This window comes from Novosphingobium meiothermophilum (assembly GCF_003171715.1).
In the GTDB taxonomy this organism is placed as follows: domain Bacteria; phylum Pseudomonadota; class Alphaproteobacteria; order Sphingomonadales; family Sphingomonadaceae; genus Novosphingobium; species Novosphingobium meiothermophilum.
On sequence record NZ_QGHL01000005.1, the window covers coordinates 25,612 to 43,626 of the forward strand.

The window sequence follows — 18,015 nt, forward strand, 5'->3', positions numbered from 1 at the left end:
AGGTCAGGCGCGCGGCGCGATCCGCCGATAGCTGAGCGCTTCGGCCACGTGGACGCGGCCCACCGTCTCGGCCCCTGCCAGATCGGCAATCGTGCGCGCCACGCGCAGCATCCGCGTGTAGCCGCGCGCCGAAAGCCGCATGGCCTCGGCCGCCTGGGCCAGCAGCTTTCGCCCTGCTTCATCCGGCGCGGCGTGGGTATCCAGCAGATCACCATTCAGTTCGGCGTTGCAGCGCATCCCCGTGCCCTCAAGCCGCGCGGCCTGCACGCCCCTTGCCCGTGCGACACGTGCTGCCACCTGGTCCGATCCTTCGGCGGGCGGCGGCAGGGCAAGATCAGCGGCTGACACGGGATCGACTTCCACGTGCAGGTCGATCCGGTCGAGCAGCGGGCCGGATACCTTCGACTGGTAATCGCCCGCGCAGCGCGGCGCGCGGCTGCACCCCAGCGCCGGATCGCCCAGATGCCCGCAACGGCACGGGTTCATCGCCGCGACAAGCTGGACGCGCGCGGGAAAGGTCACATGCGCATTGGCACGGGCAACAGTCACCTCGCCGGTTTCGAGCGGCTGGCGCAGCGAATCAAGCACTGCGCGCTGGAACTCAGGCAACTCATCAAGGAACAATACGCCCAGATGCGCGAGGCTCACCTCGCCGGGGCGCACTTTCAGTCCCCCGCCCGTCAGCGCGGCCATCGATGCCGAATGGTGGGGGCTGCGAAAGGGCCGCGCGCGGCTGATGCGCCCTTCCTCCAGCGTGCCCGCAACCGATGCCACCATTGAAACCTCCAGCGCCTCGGCCGGGGTCAGTTCGGGCAGGATTCCGGGCAGGCACGAGGCCATGAGCGATTTGCCGGCGCCCGGCGGCCCGATCATCAGCAGGTTATGCCCGCCGGCCGCTGCAATCTCCAGCGCGCGCTTGGCGGTTTCCTGCCCCTTCACCTGTCTGAGGTCTGCCATCCGCCGGGCAGGTTCGGCCAGCCCTTGCGCAGGTTGCGGCAGACGGTGCGCGCCCTTGAGATGGTTGAGCAGACCAATGAGATCGGGCGCTGCAATCACGTCGATTCCGCTGGCCCAGCGCGCTTCAGCCCCCTGCGCCGCGGGGCAGATCAGCCCCTTGTCCTGCCCGCTGGCGTGGATCGCCGCCAGCAGGACACCCGGCGATGGCAGCACGCGCCCATCCAGCGCCAGTTCGCCCACGGCCACGTAATCGGCGATCTGCTCAAGATCGACCACGCCCATCGCGGCCAGCAGCGCCAGCGCGATGGGCAGATCATAGTGCGAGCCTTCCTTGGGCAGATCGGCAGGCGAAAGGTTCACCGTGATCCGCTTGGGCGGCAGCGCCAGCCCCAGTGCCGAGAGCGCCGACTGCACCCGCTCGCGGCTTTCGCCCACGGCCTTGTCGGGCAGGCCGACAAGCCGGAAACCCGGCATTCCGGGAGCGATCTGGCACTGCACCTCGACGCTGCGCGCCTCAAGCCCAAGGTAGGCAACCGTGGCAACCAGCGCGACCATGCAAACTCCCGCCCATAAGCAATTGCCCTCAGGGTAGCGCGCATGAGGCTGCAATGCAGACGGGATGCTGCCATTCTCGAAGCAATTGGCCGATGGCCGCCCTCATTACGGTAAACCGCCCTTAACCGCCTTCCTTCGCATTCCGGCAATGCCCCGCGCGCGAGAAGGCGGGTCATGCTCTGCCGCGTTCTCCTGTCCCTTGCATGTGCCGCTCTGGCCTTTCAGACCGCTTCGGCGCGCGAGGTGATGACCCGCACATGGGTGGAAGACGGCATCGAGTGGACCGAGACCACGGTGATCGAAGTGGTCGAGCCGGGTTCGGAACGCTTCATTGCCAACATGCGCGACGAGGCGCCCGTTACGCGCGGAATTGCCAGCTTCGGCCCGTTTGCCGTGCTTGACGGTTCACACGCCGCGCTCGTGGCAGAGACTGACAGCCATTCCCCGGCCGATTTCCAGAAGATGCTGCGCGCGTTTCCCGGCATCCGGGTGCTGGAAATGGCCGATTGTCCCGGCACGGTGGATGATTTCGCCAATCTTCGCCTTGGCCGCATGATCCGTGCGCAGGGCATTGCCACGCATGTGCCCGAACATGGCTCGGTGCGGTCGGGCGCGGTGGAGCTGTTTCTGGCCGGGGCCACGCGCAGCGCCGCGCCCGATGCTGCCTTCATCGTCCATTCCTGGCTCGACGAGGATGGCCGCCAGCCCGCAGACTACGCGCCAAGCCATCCGGTGAACCGGGCCTATCTCGATTACTACCGTGACATGGGCCTTCCCGCCGACAAGGCGGCCGCCTTCTATGCCCTGACCAACTCGGTCCCGCACGAGGAAGTGCTGATGCTGGGCAAGGGCGATCTGGCAAGGTTTGCCGCCCTGAACTGAGCTGCTGAAGTTATGTGCTGAACCGGGGCGCCCAGCCAGGGCGCGAAATCCTCGCCCCCTGCGGCGCCTGCCGGATCAGTGCGCCGCCCCCCACGAAAGGCCCGTGCCGATTTCCACGCCCAGCGGAACGCTGAGCTTCACGGCCGGTTCGGCGGCCGTGGCCATGACCCGCTCGATCACGGGCCGGGCCGCGCCGACATCTGCCTCCGGCAGTTCGAACACCAGTTCGTCGTGCACCTGAAGCAGCATCTTCACCTGCCCCAGACCCGCCTCTTGCAGCGCGGGCATCATGCGGGCCATGGCGCGCTTGATGATGTCGGCGCTCGTGCCCTGGATCGGCGCGTTGATCGCGGCGCGCTCGCTGCCCTGCCGTTCGGCCTGGTTCCTGGAATTGATGCGCGGGAACCACGTCTTGCGGCCGAACAGCGTTTCCGAATAGCCACGCTCGCGCACGCTCTCCAGCGTTTCGTGGATATAACGCTGGATGCCGGGGAACCGCTCGAAGTAGCGATCGATCATCGCCTGCGCCTCGTCTGCACTTACCCCCAGCCGCGCGGCAAGGCCCCAGCGGCTGATGCCATAGAGGATGGCGAAGTTGATCGTCTTGGCCCGGCCGCGCGTGTCACGATCGACGTGGCCGAACATTTCCATCGCGGTGCGCGCGTGAATGTCCTCCCCGGCCGCGAAAGCCTCCTTCAGGGCGGGCACATCGGCCATATGGGCTGCCAGCCGGAGTTCGATCTGGCTGTAGTCCGCCGCCAGCAGCAGGTTGCCGGGCTCGGCCACGAACGCATCGCGGATCTGGCGGCCGATCTCGGTGCGGACCGGAATGTTCTGCAGGTTCGGCTCATTCGATGAAAGGCGCCCGGTCTGCGCGCCCACCAGACTGTAACTGGTGTGCACCCGGCCCGTATCAGGATTGATCGCGGCCTGAAGCGCGTCGGTATAGGTTGATTTGAGCTTCGACAGTTGCCGCCATTCGAGCACCAGCGTGGCCACTTCCGCGCCTTGTGCCGCAAGGGCTTCCAGCACCGACTGGTCGGTCGAATATTGCCCGGTCTTGCCCTTCTTGCCGCCCTTGTAGCCAAGCTTGTCGAACAAAACCTCGCCAAGCTGCTTGGGGCTGCCGATGGCAAACGTCATGCCCGCCTTCTCGTGGATCGCCGCTTCCAGCCGCGCGATTTCGGCGGCAAAGCCGGTGGAAAGCCCGGCCAGCTTCTCGCGGTCCACCCTGATGCCGTTACGCTCCATCATCGCCACGACCGGAATCAATGAGCGGTCGACTCGCTGGTAGATGCGGGTGCCGCCCTCATCCGACAGCCGCGGCAGGAACAGGCGATGCAGGCGCCATGTCACGTCGGCGTCCTCGGCGGCATAGCGTGTGGCATCGGTCAGCGGCACTTCGGCAAACGAGATCGCCTTCCTGCCCGTGCCGCACAGATCCTTGAACTTCATCGTCGTGTGCAAAAGATGCCGCTCGGCCAGTTCATCCATGCCATGGCCGCCCATTCCCGCCTCGCCGCGCCCGGCATCAAGGCAGAAGCTCATCACCATGGTATCATCGATCGGCGCAACCGTTATGCCGTGGCGCGCCAGCACATTGATGTCATACTTGATGTTCTGCCCGACCTTGAGCACCGCATCGCTTTCCAGCAGCGGCTTGAGTGCGGCCAGCGCATCGGCCCGGTTCACCTGCACAGGCCGTTCGGCAAACATGTCGGCCCCGCTGTGGCCCATCGGGATATAGCAGGCATCGTTCGGCCCGATGGCAAGGCTTACCCCCACCAGATCGGCACGCATGGCATCAAGCGCGCTCGTCTCGGTATCCACCGCCACCACCCGCGCTTCGAAGGCGCGGGCGATCCACTGGTGCAGTTCGCCCATGGACTGAATGCAGGCATAGGCCCCGTAATCGATCATCGGCCATTCGGGCAGGGGCTGGCGGGTGCTTGGCTGCTTGCCTTCGCTGCCGGGCCTTGGCGCAGGAGCCGCGCCATTCTCGGCCTTTGCGGGATTGAGCTGCGTCTTCGGCCCCGGACTGCCCTTGCCATCGTTCAGGCGCCGGAGCAGGCTGGTAAAGCCGTGTTCTTCGAGGAACGCCGCCAGCGGTTCGCGCGGGATCTGGCCCAGCGCGAAATCATCCAGCGCCACCGGCAGCGGGCAATCCTCCTTCAGTTGCACCAACTGCCGCGAAAGCCGCGCCATGTCGGCCTGTTCGATCAGGCTCTCGCGCAGCTTGCCCGGCTTCATCGAAGGCGCGGCGGCGAGCGCGGCTTCAAGATCGCCGTATTCCTGAATCAGCTTGGTGGCGGTCTTGGGACCGATGCCGCGGATGCCCGGCACGTTGTCGACCGAATCGCCCATCAGCGCCAGCACGTCGCCCACACGCTCAGGCGTGACGCCGAACTTTTCCATCACTTCCGGCACGTGGATGCGCTGGTTTTTCATCGTGTCGAGCATGTCGATCGACGCGCCGTTCTCGGCCGTGCCGACAAGCTGCATCAGATCCTTGTCCGAAGATACGATGGTCACATCCCAGCCGCGTGCAGTGGCGGCGCGGGCATAGGACGCGATGAGATCATCCGCCTCCAGCGCGTCCTCCTCGATGCAGGCAAGGCTGAAGGCGCGCGTGGCATCGCGGATGAGCGGGAACTGCGGCACCAGATCTTCGGGCGGCGGCGGGCGGTTGGCCTTGTACTGATCGTAAAGGTCATTGCGGAACGAGGTGCCGGCCTTGTCGAGAATCACCGCCAGATGCGTCGGTCCATCGGCCTTGTGGAGATCCTCGGCCAGCTTCCACAGCATCGTCGTATAACCATAGACCGCGCCAACGGGCACGCCCTCAGGATTCGTGAGAGGCGGCAGGCGGTGATAGGCACGAAAGATATAGGCCGATCCGTCAACCAGATAGAGATGCTGTTTTTCGCTCATCGGCGCGTGTTAGCAGGGCGCCGCCCGCGCGTCATCGCTCTTGCGGCACCACCTTTGTTGAACTTTTGCGCGGCGCACGATGGCGCGCAAACCCCGCAAAATCCGGCAGAAAAAAGGCAGCCCGCCCCGCCCGGCAGGCAGGTTGAGACGAAATGCATACGTCTTGTGCTTGCAACCGGATGAATTGCCGATTAATTGGGTCGCGAAGTCTACCGGTTGAGTAGGCTTTGCGGCGGGCTGCTTGCCCGGCGCTGTTCACTTCAATCCAGGGATTGTAACGCATGCGCAAGCTCATCCTCGCCGCTGTCGCCGGCACCGCCTTCGCTCTCGCTGGCTGCTCGGAAAAGCCGGCTGAAGAAGCCACCGAAGCTGCTGTTGAAGCCACCGACGCTGCTTCGGACGCTGCTGCTGACGCTTCGGGCGCTGCCTCGGAAGCTGCTGCTGAAGCTTCGGAAGCTTCGATGTAATCTTTGCCTCACGGCAGATTGCAAGAGTTTCAAAGGGGCGTGGTCTTCGGACCGCGCCCCTTTCTCTTTGGCATCATGCGGATTGCGCCACATCAGGTGCCATGCAGCGGTGCGCCCTGCGACAAACCCGGCGCTGCGCCTCAGCGCCGCCGCGCAAGATCCTGTCCGCCACCCGACAGCGGCGTGGCATAGCCGTCGTAGATGACGCGCATCATCCGCGCGATGAGCTTTGCATGCGCGGCGTGGCCTTCCGGACCGGTCACGAAGAACGCCACCGCCAGATGCCGACCGTCGGGCAGGCGCACGATGCCCACATCATCGGTCACACCCCATAGCGTCCCGGTCTTGTGCGCCACCAGCGTGCCTTCGGGCAACCCTGCGCGAATGCGGGTCTTGCCCGTGCTGGTGCGAGTCATCGTATCGAGCAGCACCGCGCGGCTTTCCGGGCTGAGCACGCCGCCACGGTCGATCGCGGCCAGCAGGGCAATCATGGCGCGCGGCGTGCTGGATGTGCGGGTGTCGATCACCTTTGCCGGATCGACCTTGCCATCATCGCGCACCAGCGTTGCCATCGTGTGATCGAGACGCTGTCCGGCGATGCCATTGCGCGTAAGCCAGCGATTCACATTCTCGACCCCGCCGACAACCTGAAGCAGACCATCGGTTGCCTCGTTGCTGCTGCGGGTAATCATAAGTTCCATCAGCGTCTGCGCGGTCATCAGATCGCCCGCGCGCAGCGGCGCTTCAGGGCTGATCCGCCCGGTCTCGCGCACCGGAAGCATCAGCGGAAACTGCTGGTCCAGCCGGTAGTTGCCCTTCTCGACCTGTTCCAGAAAGGTGGCGGCAACCGCGATCTTGGCGGTGCTGGCCATGGGAAAGGCCATGTCGGGGTTGATGAAGATCTGCCCGCCGCCATCAAGGTCCATCGCTGCCACGCCAATGCGGCCGCGCCCTTCGGCGGCGATCGCCTCGACCTGCTGCTGGATGATCTGGTCGCGCTGTTCCTGAATGGAAAGCGACGCGCGGCTCTGCACCGATGGAACCGTCGCCACAAGCGCCGGGGCCGCCATGAACAGGCTGGCGATGATTCGTGCCGTGCGAAACTTCATGCCCAAAGGTATCCCGACCGTGCCTTATCCCTGGTTAACGACACTAACCTTTTGCAAATCGCGGGGAAAGTGTCCTTCTGAACACCTCGGCGCAGCCAGCGTGCAGGTTGGCCGATCCCCGTGCCTGATATCGCCATGTTTCCTGCCATGATCTGCCAAGCTTTTCCCGCTGGACTTTAACCGGACGGTTAAGGATAGTCCGCCCGGCGGCGCAACGACCGCAGCATGGAGAGGCTATGGAAAGGCTTCTGGAAGCCGTGATCCGCCGCGCCGGATCGGTAAAGGCCGGCACCCCGGTCGAAGCGCTTGAGCGCCTTTCCGGCGGCGCGAACATGGAGTCCTGGCGGTTCTCCTGCGGCGCAGACAGGTTCGTGCTGCGCCGCGCGCCATCGGCGGAATGGATTGCTGCGCGCCCGCTCGACATGGCAGGCGAAGCCGAACTGATCCGCCGCGCCCATGCCGCTGGCGTCGCCGCGCCCGAAGTGATCGCCGAACTGGCACCCGAAGATGGCCTCGGCATCGGCTTCGTGATGCGCTGTCTGCCCGGCACGGCAGATCCCGAAACGGCGCTGTCCTCACCCCCTATGCCGCTTGCTGCGGACCTTGCGCAGGCCATGGCCCGCATCCACGCGCTCGATACCGGGGGGCTGGATTTCCTGCCTCGCCTCGATCCGGTTCAGGGCATCGAAGGTCTGGCCCGGCAGTTTGCCGAAGCCGGAGGCGACCGGCCGCTCATCGCGCTGGGCCTTTCCTGGCTGCGCCGCAATCTGCCGCCGCCCGCGAAAAGCGTGGTTGTCCATGGCGATTTCCGCATCGGCAATCTCATGGTCGACAAGGGGCGGCTTTCGGGCGTGCTCGACTGGGAACTGGCGCATCTGGGCGACGGGCACGAAGACCTTGCCTATGGCTGCATGACGGTCTGGCGTTTCGGCAGGCTTGACCGGCCCGGCTTCGGCCTGACCGACGTAGCGGGCCTTGCCCGCGCATACGAAGCGGCAGGAGGCGAACCGTTCGATCCGGCGCGCTTCCGCTTCTGGCTGGTCTATCGCACTGTCTGGTGGGCGCTGGGCTGCCTTGGCATGGGGCAATCCTGGCGCAGCGGCACGGACCGCTCGCTCGAACGGGTGGTGGTGGCGCGGCGCTGCGCCGAACAGGAACTGGACCTCCTGCTCCTGCTCGAAGCCGAGGCTCCCGAAGCGGAACGCCTGCGCCCCCTGCCCCCGCCAGCCCCGCCACCCGCCGCGCAGAGTGGCGAGCCAACCGCGGCTGAAATTCTCACGGCCGTGTCCGAATGGCTGGCCGCCACGGTCAAGGACCGGCTGACCGGGCGCGAACGCTTCGAACTGGCCGTGGCGCGCAATGCGCTTGGCATCGTGCAGCGCGAACTGGCCGGGCGCACCGATCCGGCCGACAGAACGCTGGCCGATGATCTGCTTGCCGGACGCCTTTCCCTCGCCACGCCGGGCCTGCTGGCAGACCTGCGCCGCCGCGCCCTGTCCACCCTTGCCGCCGACATGCCAAGATACCCGGCCCTTGCCGCCGCCACCGCCCTTTGGGAGCACGCCTGATGGACTTCGATCTTCCGCAAGACCTTGTCGCCTATCTTGGCGAACTTGATGCCTTCATCGAGGCCGAGATCAGGCCGCTCGAACAGGCGGACGACAACATCCGCTTCTTCGACCACCGCCGTGAATGGGCGCGCACCGATTTCGAGAATGGCGGCCTGCCCCGCCACGAATGGGAAGCCCTGTTGACTGAGGCCACCCGCCGTGCCGATGCCGCCGGGCACTGGCGCTTTTCCGCGCCCAGAAAGTATGGCGGCAAGGACGGCAAGAACCTCTGGATGGCAGTAATCCGCGATCACTTTGCCGCCAAGGGCCTTGGCCTGCACAACGATCTTCAGAACGAACATTCGATCGTGGGCAACTTCCCGTTCGTGGCGATGTTCGAACACTTCGGCACCCCCGAACAGCAGGACGAGTTCATCAACGGCGGCTTCGCACGCACCCGGCGAGTCGCCTTCGGCCTTACCGAACCCGGCCACGGATCGGATGCCACCCACATGGAAACCCGCGCCGTGCCCGAAGTGCGCGATGGCGTGCCGGGCTGGCGCATCGACGGCGAAAAAATGTGGACCACCGGAATGCACGTGGCCACCCATTGCGCCACTTTCGCGCGCACCAGCGGCGCGGATGGCGATGCGCGCGGCATTACCTGCTTCCTCGTGCCCAATCCCACCGAAGGTCTGGTGATCGAGGAATACCTGTGGACTTTCAACATGCCGACCGACCACCCGCGCATTTCGTTCAGCAATGTCTGGGTGCCTGAGAGCGCCATTCTTGGCCCCATCGGCGGCGGGCTGGCGATTGCGCAAAGCTTCGTCCACCAGAACCGCATCCGGCAGGCGGCATCCTCGTTGGGGGCAGCCACCTTCTGCATCGAGGAATCGGTTCGCTACGCGCGCGAGCGCAAGCCCTTTGGCCAGGAACTGGCGCGCAATCAGGCCATCCAGTTCCCCCTGGTCGAACTTGCCACCCAGTGCGAGATGCTGCGGCTGCTCATCCGCAAGACCGCGTGGGAAATGGACCGGCTCGAAGCCGAGGAAGGCGGGCACAAGCGCATCGAGCGCGAACTGTCGGACAAGGTCTCGATGTGCAATTACTGGGCAAACCGGCTGGTCTGCGAAGCGGCCGACCGTGCGATGCAGGTTCATGGCGGCATCGGCTATTCCCGGCACAAGCCGTTCGAGCACATCTACCGCCACCACCGCCGCTACCGCATCACCGAAGGTGCCGAGGAAATCCAGATGCGCAAGGTGGGCGCCTTCCTCTTCGGCTATCTGGGGCCGAGAAAGGACTTGTTCGGCAAGGGTTAGGACCGGGGCATCACTCGAACAGGCGATCGAACCAGGTCTTCGTCGGGGCTGTCACGCCCGGCGAGGCTTTGGCCGCTGAAGCCGGGGCGTGGGCGAACAGGCCCTCAACCAGCGCGCGCACCTGCACGCGCCGCCCGCGCGCAGGCTGGTAGGAAGGCTTGGCCACGTCATAGACCAGCGCGGTGCCGTCCTCGCACCACGTCCCATCGAAGAACAGTGCCTGTTCCTTGCGCCGGCGGGGCAGAAGCTCCTTTGGCCTCGCCCAGTCTAGCATCCGGGCGCGCGCGCCTGCCACGTCGCCGCGCACGAACCGGCCCAGCCAGCTTGCCCGCGCAATCGCGCCGGTGTTCCAGTGGAATGACAGCGCTGCCGCAAGCTGGGCCTCGCTCGGATCGTGCCGCCCGAAGGCGGCCAGCACTGGCGGGAGATACTTCTCGCGCAGCAGCCACAGATAGACGCCGATGCAGTGCTCAAGTGGCTGCGGCCTGTCCTTGTAGCGGGGGAACACCGTATGCCCGCTGGCATCGGTGATGCCCACGCTCCATGTCCACACCCCGACACTGTCCCTGTAGGCTTCGGTGACGATTCCTTCGTGGGCAATCAGTTCAAGAGCGATCCGGGGGGTAAGTTCGCGCATGAGATTTTCCGACTCCGTTGCAAAGGCCAGAGTCGTGCGCATCGGTTCGCGTGTAGGAAAGCGCAGATGAAACCCATCAAACGCAAAGCGGCCCGCCGCGCGTGGCGCAGCGGGCCGCTGAGTCCACGGTCATGAGCCGCGTGTGCCCGGATCAGGTCGAGATCAGGCGAGCGCTGCCTTGAGATCATCCACCAGATCGAGCCGCTCCCACGGGAAGAAATCCCCTTCGGCCTTGCGACCGAAGTGGCCATAGGCGGCCGAGCGCTGATAGATCGGCTTGTTGAGGCCCAGATGGGTGCGGATGGCGCGCGGGGTAAGGCCCCCAAGCCGGGCAATGCCCAAAATCGCCTTTTCGATCCTGTCGTCGCCCACGGTGCCGGTTTCGTGCGTATCGACATAGAGCGACAGCGGCTCGGATACGCCGATGGCATAGGCAATCTGGATGGTGCAACGCGTGGCCAGCCCTGCCGCCACCACGTTCTTGGCAAGATAGCGGGTGATGTAGGCGGCCGAACGGTCAACCTTGGTCGGATCCTTGCCCGAAAATGCGCCGCCACCATGCGGGGCCGCACCGCCATAGGTATCGACGATGATCTTGCGCCCGGTCAGGCCCGCGTCGCCATCCGGCCCGCCGATGACGAACGAACCGGTCGGGTTGATGTAATACTTGGTCTCGCGCAGCAGAACGGGCGGAATCACTTCGGCCACCACGCGCTTCACGTATTCGTGCAGTTCGGCTTCCTTTTCGCCTTCGTCATAGCCCGGCGCGTGCTGGGTCGAGACGACGATGGCAGTGGCGGCCACCGGCAGCGAGCCTTCATAACGCAGCGTGACCTGGCTCTTGGCGTCAGGCTCAAGGAAGGGTGCCGCGCCCGAATGGCGGTCGGCCGCCATGCGCTCAAGGATCTTGTGGCTGTAGTAGAGCGTGGCAGGCATGAGATCGGGCGTCTCGTCGGTGGCATAACCGAACATGATGCCCTGATCGCCTGCGCCCTCGTCCTTGTTGTCGGCCGCGTCCACGCCCTGCGCAATGTGCGCCGACTGGCCGTGCAGACGGTTGATGAATTCGAACTTCTCCCAGTGGAAGCCGTCCTGCTCGTATCCGATGCGCTTCACCGTCTCGCGCACGGTCTTCTCGATCTCTTCCTGCGCGCCCGGCGCCCATTCACCTTTCTCGTAAACGCCCTTGCAGCGGATTTCACCCGCCAGCACCACAAGCTGCGTCGTCGTCAGGGTTTCGCAGGCGATGCGCGCTTCGGGGTCCTTCGACAGGAACAGGTCGACGATCGCGTCGCTGATCTGGTCCGAAACCTTGTCGGGATGGCCTTCGGAAACGCTTTCGGAAGTGAACAGGTAATCGGTGCGCATGGGTGATCCTGTGCTGGTTGGCCTGTGCCAGAGAGCGGAGGCGCTGAAGTGAAACCTTGCGGATGCGATATAAAGAAACCTTTATGTCACCTTCCGCTTAGCGTTTCCGCGTAGTCCTTGCAACCAGTGCGACGAAAAGAAGCACTATCGCCCACCCAAGACCCAGCATGTTGCCAGCCTGCGCAAAGAGCGTCGGCGCGCGGGCGGGCGGAACCTTGCCCTCAAGACGCCCGGCCATCTGGCTCGGCACGAACTGGCGCACGATGCCATGGGCATCGATCACCGCACTGATTCCGGTGGTGGTGGCGCGCAGCACTGGCAGTCCTTCCTCGATCGCGCGCATCCGGGCCTGCGCCAGATGCTGCGGCGGCCCCCATGATCCGAACCAGCCATCGTTCGAAGGGTTGAACAGGTAATCCGGGCGCTTCGTCCGATCGACCACCTGCCCGGAAAAGATGATCTCGTAACAGATCTGGATCCCGGCCTTGCCCCATCCTCCCCGGCTGACCGGGCCAAGATCGAGCGTGCGCGGACCCGGCCCGGACAGGAAATCAAGGCTGCCTGCCACCAGCCGCGAAAGGCCGATGGGCTCCAGCAGCCAGCGCATCGGCAGATACTCGCCATATGGAACAAGATGCGCCTTGGCATAGGATGCGCGGATCGCACCGGAGGCATCAAGCGCCGTCACCACGTTCCAGGCGCCAACAACCCTGCCGCCTTCCATCGCCAGATCGGTGGTGCCGGTCATCAGCAGGCCGCCCTTGCCCGTCACCCTGCCCAGCCGCTCGCGCGCCAGCGCCGGATTGCCGAGATAGGTCGTCTCGTCATACCAGAACGGGGCATAACCCGGACGCAGGAAATCCGGCACGCCGCTTTCCGGCCAGAGCAGCAGCCGCGTCTCGCCCGGCTTTCGCGGCAACGACAGCGCCGCCGTCTTGCGGAACTGGTTTTCGTAGTTGGCCGGATCGTTGAGCAGGTCCTGCCGCACATCGGGCTGGACCAGCGTATAGGCAAGCGTGCCCTCGCGCTGCTGCGGAGCATGGAGCAGCGGCACCAGCATCACCAGTGCCGCGCCCAGCGCATGAACGCCGCTCATGTGCCACTTGCCGCGCTGCAGGGCCTGCCATGCCGCCAACCAACAGCCCCCCAGCAGGACAACCAGCCCCGATAGGCCATAGGTTCCCGTCCACGGCGCCACCAGCGCCAGACCCGGCCTGCCAAAGCTGCCAAGCGTGACCATCGCCAGCGGATTCCAGGCAAAGCCGGTAAACACCCAGGCGCGCAGCCATTCGGTCACGATCCATGTCGCCGCCAGCGCCGGAACCAGCAGGGCGCCATGCCTTCGCGCCAGCCACCAGCCCCCCAGCGCTGCGAGCGCCGGATAGACCGCCAGATAGACCGCCAGCAGCACAACCGCGATCCAGCCCAGCCACTTGGGCATTTCCGCCTGATAGGTGAAAGCCGTGGCAATCCAGCCATTGCCCACGATGAAATGGCCAAGGCCGAAGCACCATCCGGCCAGCAGTGCATCGCGCCAGCCTTCGGCATGACTGAGGCGAAGAAGCAGGAATGCGAGAGCCGCCAGCGTCAGCGGCCACAGGCCGAGCGGCGCAAATCCGCAGGCCGCAAGGCCGCCAGTCAGAGCCAGCAGGGCGCAATCACGATAGCGGGGGTGCAGCTTGCGGATCAGGGAGATCATCGCCGCCTGCTATGCGGCGCGCCGGGGCCGACCGCAAGCGGCCAGCGCCCGGCGTCATATCCTCGGCAAACGGTTTCAGCCTTCTACCGGCTCGCTCGCTTCGACAATCGGGGTCTTGCGCGGGCGGCCGCGCTTCTTCGGCGCAGCAGCAGGCGCTTCGGCCGCTTCGGCTGCGGCTTCAGGCTCTGCCCTCACGCTGATCGAAGGAGGCAGGAACGAAGCGTCAAGCGTTGCCGGAGCCTCATCGGCCGAAGCCTCGGCACCTGCGGCCTCGCCTTCAGCAGCAGGCTTGCGCGGGCGGCGTTCCCCGCGCGGGCGCAGGCCGCGCGCGGCCCGGTTGTCCCGCACGAAGGGATTGTCCTCGGCCGGGCTGACCGGTTCACCCTCGATTGCGGGAATGCCCTCACCGGGCAGAGTCTCCTGCGCGGCGGCCACGGCTTCGTCGTCACGGGCGCGATTGCGGTCAAACCGCCTGCGGCCATCGCCGCGATCTTCGCGAGAACGGGCCTCACGCGAACGATCATCACGGGGACGCTCTTCGCGTTCGCGGCGTTCGCGGCGCTCATCGCTCCGGTCACTGCGTTCGCCCGGCTCGGCGCGCTCCTGCCGATCCTCGCGCTCCTCCCGTTCGCGCCGGGTCGATACCGGCCGGTCAAAGGCGGGGAAATCGCCCTCGACGCTGAAATCGCCGCCATCGTCCTCGATGTCCTGCTCCTGCCAGCGATCACCGCCGCCCTGGCTTCCGTTCTGGCGGCTGCGCTGCTCTTCCTGACGCAGGCGGGTATCGGCGATCACGCGGAAATAGTGGTCGGCAAACTGAAGATAGTATTCGGCCTGAACGCGGTCGCCGTTCATGTGGGCGTCCTGCGCAAGCTTGCGATACTTCTCCAGCATCTGGGGCGCATTGCCCCGTGCACGGCTGTCGATCCGGTTGAGCTGCTGGCCACCACTCTGCGATCGGTTGTTGCCCCGGCCGCGACGGCGGTTGTTCCCACGATTGTTATTCAACTCAGGCACTTCCTTCATTGGGGCGGCCTATCTGGAATGCAGGTTCGCCGGATGCGGGCAAGCCACACAAGCTTGCTTGCAGGACGTTCCCGTATTGTCGAGCTACCCTTTAGCCGCGCAACCTCCGCCACCGGCCTGCATTGCCGGCCAGCAGTTCCCAGCATCTGCGCTCGTCCCGGCCCCTGTGGCCGTTCATCCCTGCAAATGGTGGAGTGGGCCGGAACGGGAAGGCTTCATCCGTTCCTGACCTGCCCCTTCAATTAGTCGGCCACAGCCTGCTTGCCAAGAGGAATATTGGCCGGAACGGCCATTTCCACAGCCCTTTCGCGCCCGCCAAGATCGCGATGGATGCGCGGTGCCATCCCGCAGGCGCGCGCCAGTTCTGCCACCGCCGCGCCCTGCGTCCAGCCGATCTCGATCACGGCACTGCCGTTTTCCGCAAGCAGACCGGGAACTTGGGGAATCAGGCGGCGATAGTCATCCAGCCCGTCCGGACCGGCAAACAGCGCCTCGGCAGGCTCGAAGCCCCGCACCGACCGTTCCAGTTCGGCCCCGGTTTCGACATAGGGCGGATTGGACAGGACAAGATCGAACCGGCCGATTCCCGCAGCCCAGCCCGGCATCGTCCAGTCCCCTTCGATGAACCTTGCAGCAGGCGCCAGCCGCGCGCCATTGGCCCGCGCCACGCCGATCGCAGCGGGCGAGCGCTCCAGCCCGATACCTTCGGCATCAGGCCACAACGAGAGCGCGGCCAGCAGGAGCGCCCCCGACCCGGTGCCCAGATCCAGAATCCGCGCTGGCGCCGGCCGCCCGGCAAAGGCCGCCCGCGCCGCATCGATCAGCGTCTCGCTGTCTCCACGCGGAATCAGCACGGCAGGGCTGACCTCAAGCTCCAGCCCGTAAAACGCCGCAGAACCGGTGATGTAGGCAACCGGCTCATGCCGCGCGCGGCGCTCTACCAGCGCCGCAAATCCTTCCGGAACACTCGCGGCCATGTGGCGCAGCAGCAGATCGGTGCGGGTGCAGCCAAGCGCGTGCGCCATCAGCAGTTCGGCATCGAGCCGCGCCGTGTCGGACATGGCAGCGAGCCGCGCGGCCGCACGGCGCAGCGCTTCGCCGATGGTCACGCGTCCATCGCCGCCAGCCGCTTGGCCTGATCCTCGGCGATCAGCGAGTCGATCAGTTCGCCAAGCCCTGGCCCTTCCAGCACTTCGGGCAGGCGATGCAGCGTAAGGTTGATGCGGTGATCGGTCACGCGGCCTTGCGGGAAATTGTAGGTGCGGATGCGCTCCGAACGGTCGCCGCTGCCCACCATTGCCTTGCGCGCCTCGGCCTCCGCGCCCTGCGCGGCCTCGCGCTTGAGGTCATAGAGCCGTGTGCGCAGCACCTGCATGGCCTTGGCCTTGTTCTTGTGCTGGCTGCGTTCGTCCTGACATGTCACGACAAGCCCGGTGGGCAGATGGGTGATGCGCACGGCCGAATCGGTCGTGTTCACGTGCTGCCCGCCTGCGCCCGATGCCCGATAGATGTCGATCTTCAGGTCCTTGTCCTCGATCGCCACATCCACTTCATCAGGTTCGGGCAGCACAGCCACGGTCGCGGCAGAAGTGTGGATGCGCCCGCCGCTTTCGGTCACGGGAACCCGCTGCACGCGGTGAACCCCGCTCTCGAACTTCAGCTTTGCAAAAACGCCGGTGCCCGAAATGTTGGCCACCACTTCCTTGTAGCCGCCAAGGTCGTTGGCGTTGACACTGATCGTCTCCACCCGCCAGCCCTGTTCAGCGGCATAGCGTTCGTACATGCGGAACAGGTCTGCGGCAAACAGCGCGGCCTCGTCACCCCCCGTGCCCGCGCGAATTTCCAGCATGGCCGGGCGGCTGTCGGCCGAATCGCGCGGCAGCATGGCAATGGCAAGCCGGTGCTCGGCTTGCGGAAGCTCGGCGCGGATGCGGGCCAGTTCTTCCTCTGCCAGTTCGCGCATTTCGGGATCGGCACCGGAATCGCCCAGCGCGGCAAGGCTGGCCATTTCCGCCCGCATGTCGGCCACCGCGCGCGCCGCGCGGGCAACGGGTTCCAGTTCCGCATAGTCGCGGCTTGCGGCGATGAAGTCCGCGCCTTCCAGCGTACCGGATGCCAGCCGCGCCTCAAGTTCGGCGAAGCGGTTGGCAAGCTGGGCAAGGCGGGCATCGCTTACCGACATGCACACCTCCTCACGCCGCGCACGGCCTCAACGGCACTCACTGCGCCGCCGAAACGGCCTGAGCGTGCCGCTCCAGCCTTTCCACAAGCGCAGTGTCCGCCCCTTCGTCTGCCCGGACACGGGCCGCAGGGCGGCCATCGCGCATGGCCAGTGCAAGGATCGCCCGTGCTCCCATCTTCACCGCCTTGTCGAAACGCTTGCGTGCCGACCCGGCGGACACGATCTCGGCCGCCACGCCCTCGCGGCGCAACTGCGCGACATGCGCAAGGCCCACGATCAGCAGGGAATCATCCTCGACCACGACGATCACGTCCGCCCTCGCCTCGCCCTTCTCGCCCACGAGCATCGCCAGACGCTCGATCCCCGCCGCCCAACCGACGGCCGGCGTAGGCGGCCCGCCCAGCGTTTCCATCAGCCCGTCATAGCGCCCGCCGCCCAGCACGGTGCCCTGCGCGCCCAGCCGGTCGGTGACGAACTCGAACGCTGTATGCCGGTAATAGTCCAGCCCGCGCACCAGCGCCGGAGCGCGAGTCCATTGGACGCCTGCCGCATCGAGGCCGCTCGTCACCTTGCCGAAGAAGTCCTGCGCCTCCCCGCTCAGGAAATCGTCGATCCTGGGCGCGAGCGCGGTGAAGGGCTTGTCGCGCGGATCCTTGCTGTCGAGGATGCGCAAGGGATTGCGCTCAAGCCGGTCCTGCGAATCTTCGGACAAGTCGCCCTTCACGGCGCGGAAATGGTCGACCAGCGCCGTGCGCCACGCCTCGCGGCTGGCGCCATCGCCCAGCGTGTTGAGCTGGAGCGTCACCCCGTCTGCAATGCCCAGCTCCTTGAGCAACTGGTCGGCCATGACCAGCAGTTCCACGTCTGCCTGCGGTTCGGCCGCGCCGATCACTTCGGCATCGATCTGGTGGAACTGACGATAGCGCCCCTTCTGGGGGCGTTCATAGCGGAACAGCGGACCATGGGTGGCCACCTTCAGCGGCGCATACTGCTGCCAGCCATCGGTGATATAGGCGCGCGCGATCCCTGCGGTGAACTCCGGCCGCAGCGTCAGCGATTCGCCGCCCCGGTCCTCGAACGAATACATTTCCTTGGAAACGACATCGGTCGTCTCGCCCAGCGAACGGCTGAAGACCGCGGTCTTCTCGAACACCGGCATCTCCACGCGGCGAAACCGGTAGAGCTTGCGAACGCGCTCGAAGGTTTCCACGACAAAGGCGAATGCCTCGGCATCGGCGCCGAAGATGTCCTGCGTGCCGCGAACAGGCTGAGGCGTCTGGATGCCTGAAGTCTGGGTGCTGGGGGTTTGCTGACTCATGGCGCGCGA

At 65.8% G+C, this 18,015-nt stretch carries 14 protein-coding genes; 4 read left to right on the forward strand and 10 right to left on the reverse strand.

Annotated features, from left to right (window positions below):
• Window positions 1-3: 3 nt before the first annotated feature.
• A complete protein-coding gene (locus DKM43_RS03410) occupies window positions 4-1,512 on the reverse strand; it encodes a YifB family Mg chelatase-like AAA ATPase (protein WP_109797102.1) in 1,509 nt (502 codons plus the stop codon).
• A 174-nt stretch (window positions 1,513-1,686) separates the two neighbouring features.
• Here DKM43_RS03410 and DKM43_RS03415 point away from each other — a divergent pair, with 174 nt between their 5' ends.
• On the forward strand, window positions 1,687-2,394 hold the full coding sequence (locus tag DKM43_RS03415) for a hypothetical protein (RefSeq protein ID WP_109797103.1): 708 nt from the start codon (window positions 1,687-1,689) through the stop codon (window positions 2,392-2,394).
• Window positions 2,395-2,469: 75 nt separating this feature from the next.
• Here DKM43_RS03415 and polA read toward each other — a convergent pair whose 3' ends face one another.
• On the reverse strand, window positions 2,470-5,325 hold the full coding sequence (gene polA / locus DKM43_RS03420) for a DNA polymerase I (RefSeq protein WP_109797104.1): 2,856 nt from the start codon (window positions 5,323-5,325) through the stop codon (window positions 2,470-2,472).
• 281 nt (window positions 5,326-5,606) lie between these two features.
• On the opposite strand from polA, the gene DKM43_RS03425 reads away from it, so the two are divergent.
• On the forward strand, window positions 5,607-5,792 hold the full coding sequence (locus tag DKM43_RS03425; protein ID WP_109797105.1) for a hypothetical protein: 186 nt from the start codon (window positions 5,607-5,609) through the stop codon (window positions 5,790-5,792).
• 140 nt (window positions 5,793-5,932) lie between these two features.
• Here DKM43_RS03425 and DKM43_RS03430 read toward each other — a convergent pair whose 3' ends face one another.
• On the reverse strand, window positions 5,933-6,901 hold the full coding sequence (locus DKM43_RS03430) for a serine hydrolase (protein WP_109797106.1): 969 nt from the start codon (window positions 6,899-6,901) through the stop codon (window positions 5,933-5,935).
• Window positions 6,902-7,137: 236 nt separating this feature from the next.
• Here DKM43_RS03430 and DKM43_RS03435 point away from each other — a divergent pair, with 236 nt between their 5' ends.
• A complete protein-coding gene (locus DKM43_RS03435; RefSeq protein ID WP_109797107.1) occupies window positions 7,138-8,469 on the forward strand; it encodes a phosphotransferase in 1,332 nt (443 codons plus the stop codon).
• Entirely contained in the window at window positions 8,469-9,776 is a 1,308-nt protein-coding gene (locus DKM43_RS03440; protein ID WP_109797108.1) for an acyl-CoA dehydrogenase family protein, read from the forward strand. Before DKM43_RS03435 ends, DKM43_RS03440 begins: the two co-directional genes overlap by 1 nt.
• A 10-nt stretch (window positions 9,777-9,786) precedes the next feature.
• Here DKM43_RS03440 and DKM43_RS03445 read toward each other — a convergent pair whose 3' ends face one another.
• The 7 genes from DKM43_RS03445 to hisS form a co-directional block, all read right to left on the reverse strand.
• Window positions 9,787-10,413 carry a lysozyme gene (locus DKM43_RS03445; RefSeq protein ID WP_145960467.1) on the reverse strand — a complete coding sequence of 209 codons (627 nt, stop codon included), beginning with the start codon at window positions 10,411-10,413 and terminating at the stop codon, window positions 9,787-9,789.
• Window positions 10,414-10,575: 162 nt separating this feature from the next.
• The gene (gene metK / locus DKM43_RS03450; protein WP_109797110.1) at window positions 10,576-11,781 is read right to left on the reverse strand and encodes a methionine adenosyltransferase; all 1,206 of its coding nucleotides are present in this window, start codon (window positions 11,779-11,781) and stop codon (window positions 10,576-10,578) included.
• A 97-nt stretch (window positions 11,782-11,878) separates the two neighbouring features.
• Entirely contained in the window at window positions 11,879-13,480 is a 1,602-nt protein-coding gene (lnt, locus tag DKM43_RS03455) for an apolipoprotein N-acyltransferase (RefSeq protein WP_109797111.1), read from the reverse strand.
• 75 nt (window positions 13,481-13,555) lie between these two features.
• A complete protein-coding gene (locus DKM43_RS03460; RefSeq protein WP_288116817.1) occupies window positions 13,556-14,497 on the reverse strand; it encodes a DUF4167 domain-containing protein in 942 nt (313 codons plus the stop codon).
• Between the two features lie 251 nt (window positions 14,498-14,748).
• Window positions 14,749-15,615, reverse strand: a complete 867-nt coding sequence (gene prmC / locus DKM43_RS03465; protein WP_109797112.1) for a peptide chain release factor N(5)-glutamine methyltransferase — start codon at window positions 15,613-15,615, stop codon at window positions 14,749-14,751.
• Complete coding sequence (gene prfA / locus DKM43_RS03470) at window positions 15,612-16,688, reverse strand: peptide chain release factor 1 (RefSeq protein WP_109797113.1); 1,077 nt, start codon at window positions 16,686-16,688, stop codon at window positions 15,612-15,614. The genes prmC and prfA overlap by 4 nt, the downstream gene beginning before the upstream one ends.
• A 37-nt stretch (window positions 16,689-16,725) precedes the next feature.
• A complete protein-coding gene (gene hisS, locus DKM43_RS03475; protein WP_109797114.1) occupies window positions 16,726-18,006 on the reverse strand; it encodes a histidine--tRNA ligase in 1,281 nt (426 codons plus the stop codon).
• Window positions 18,007-18,015 lie beyond the last annotated feature (9 nt).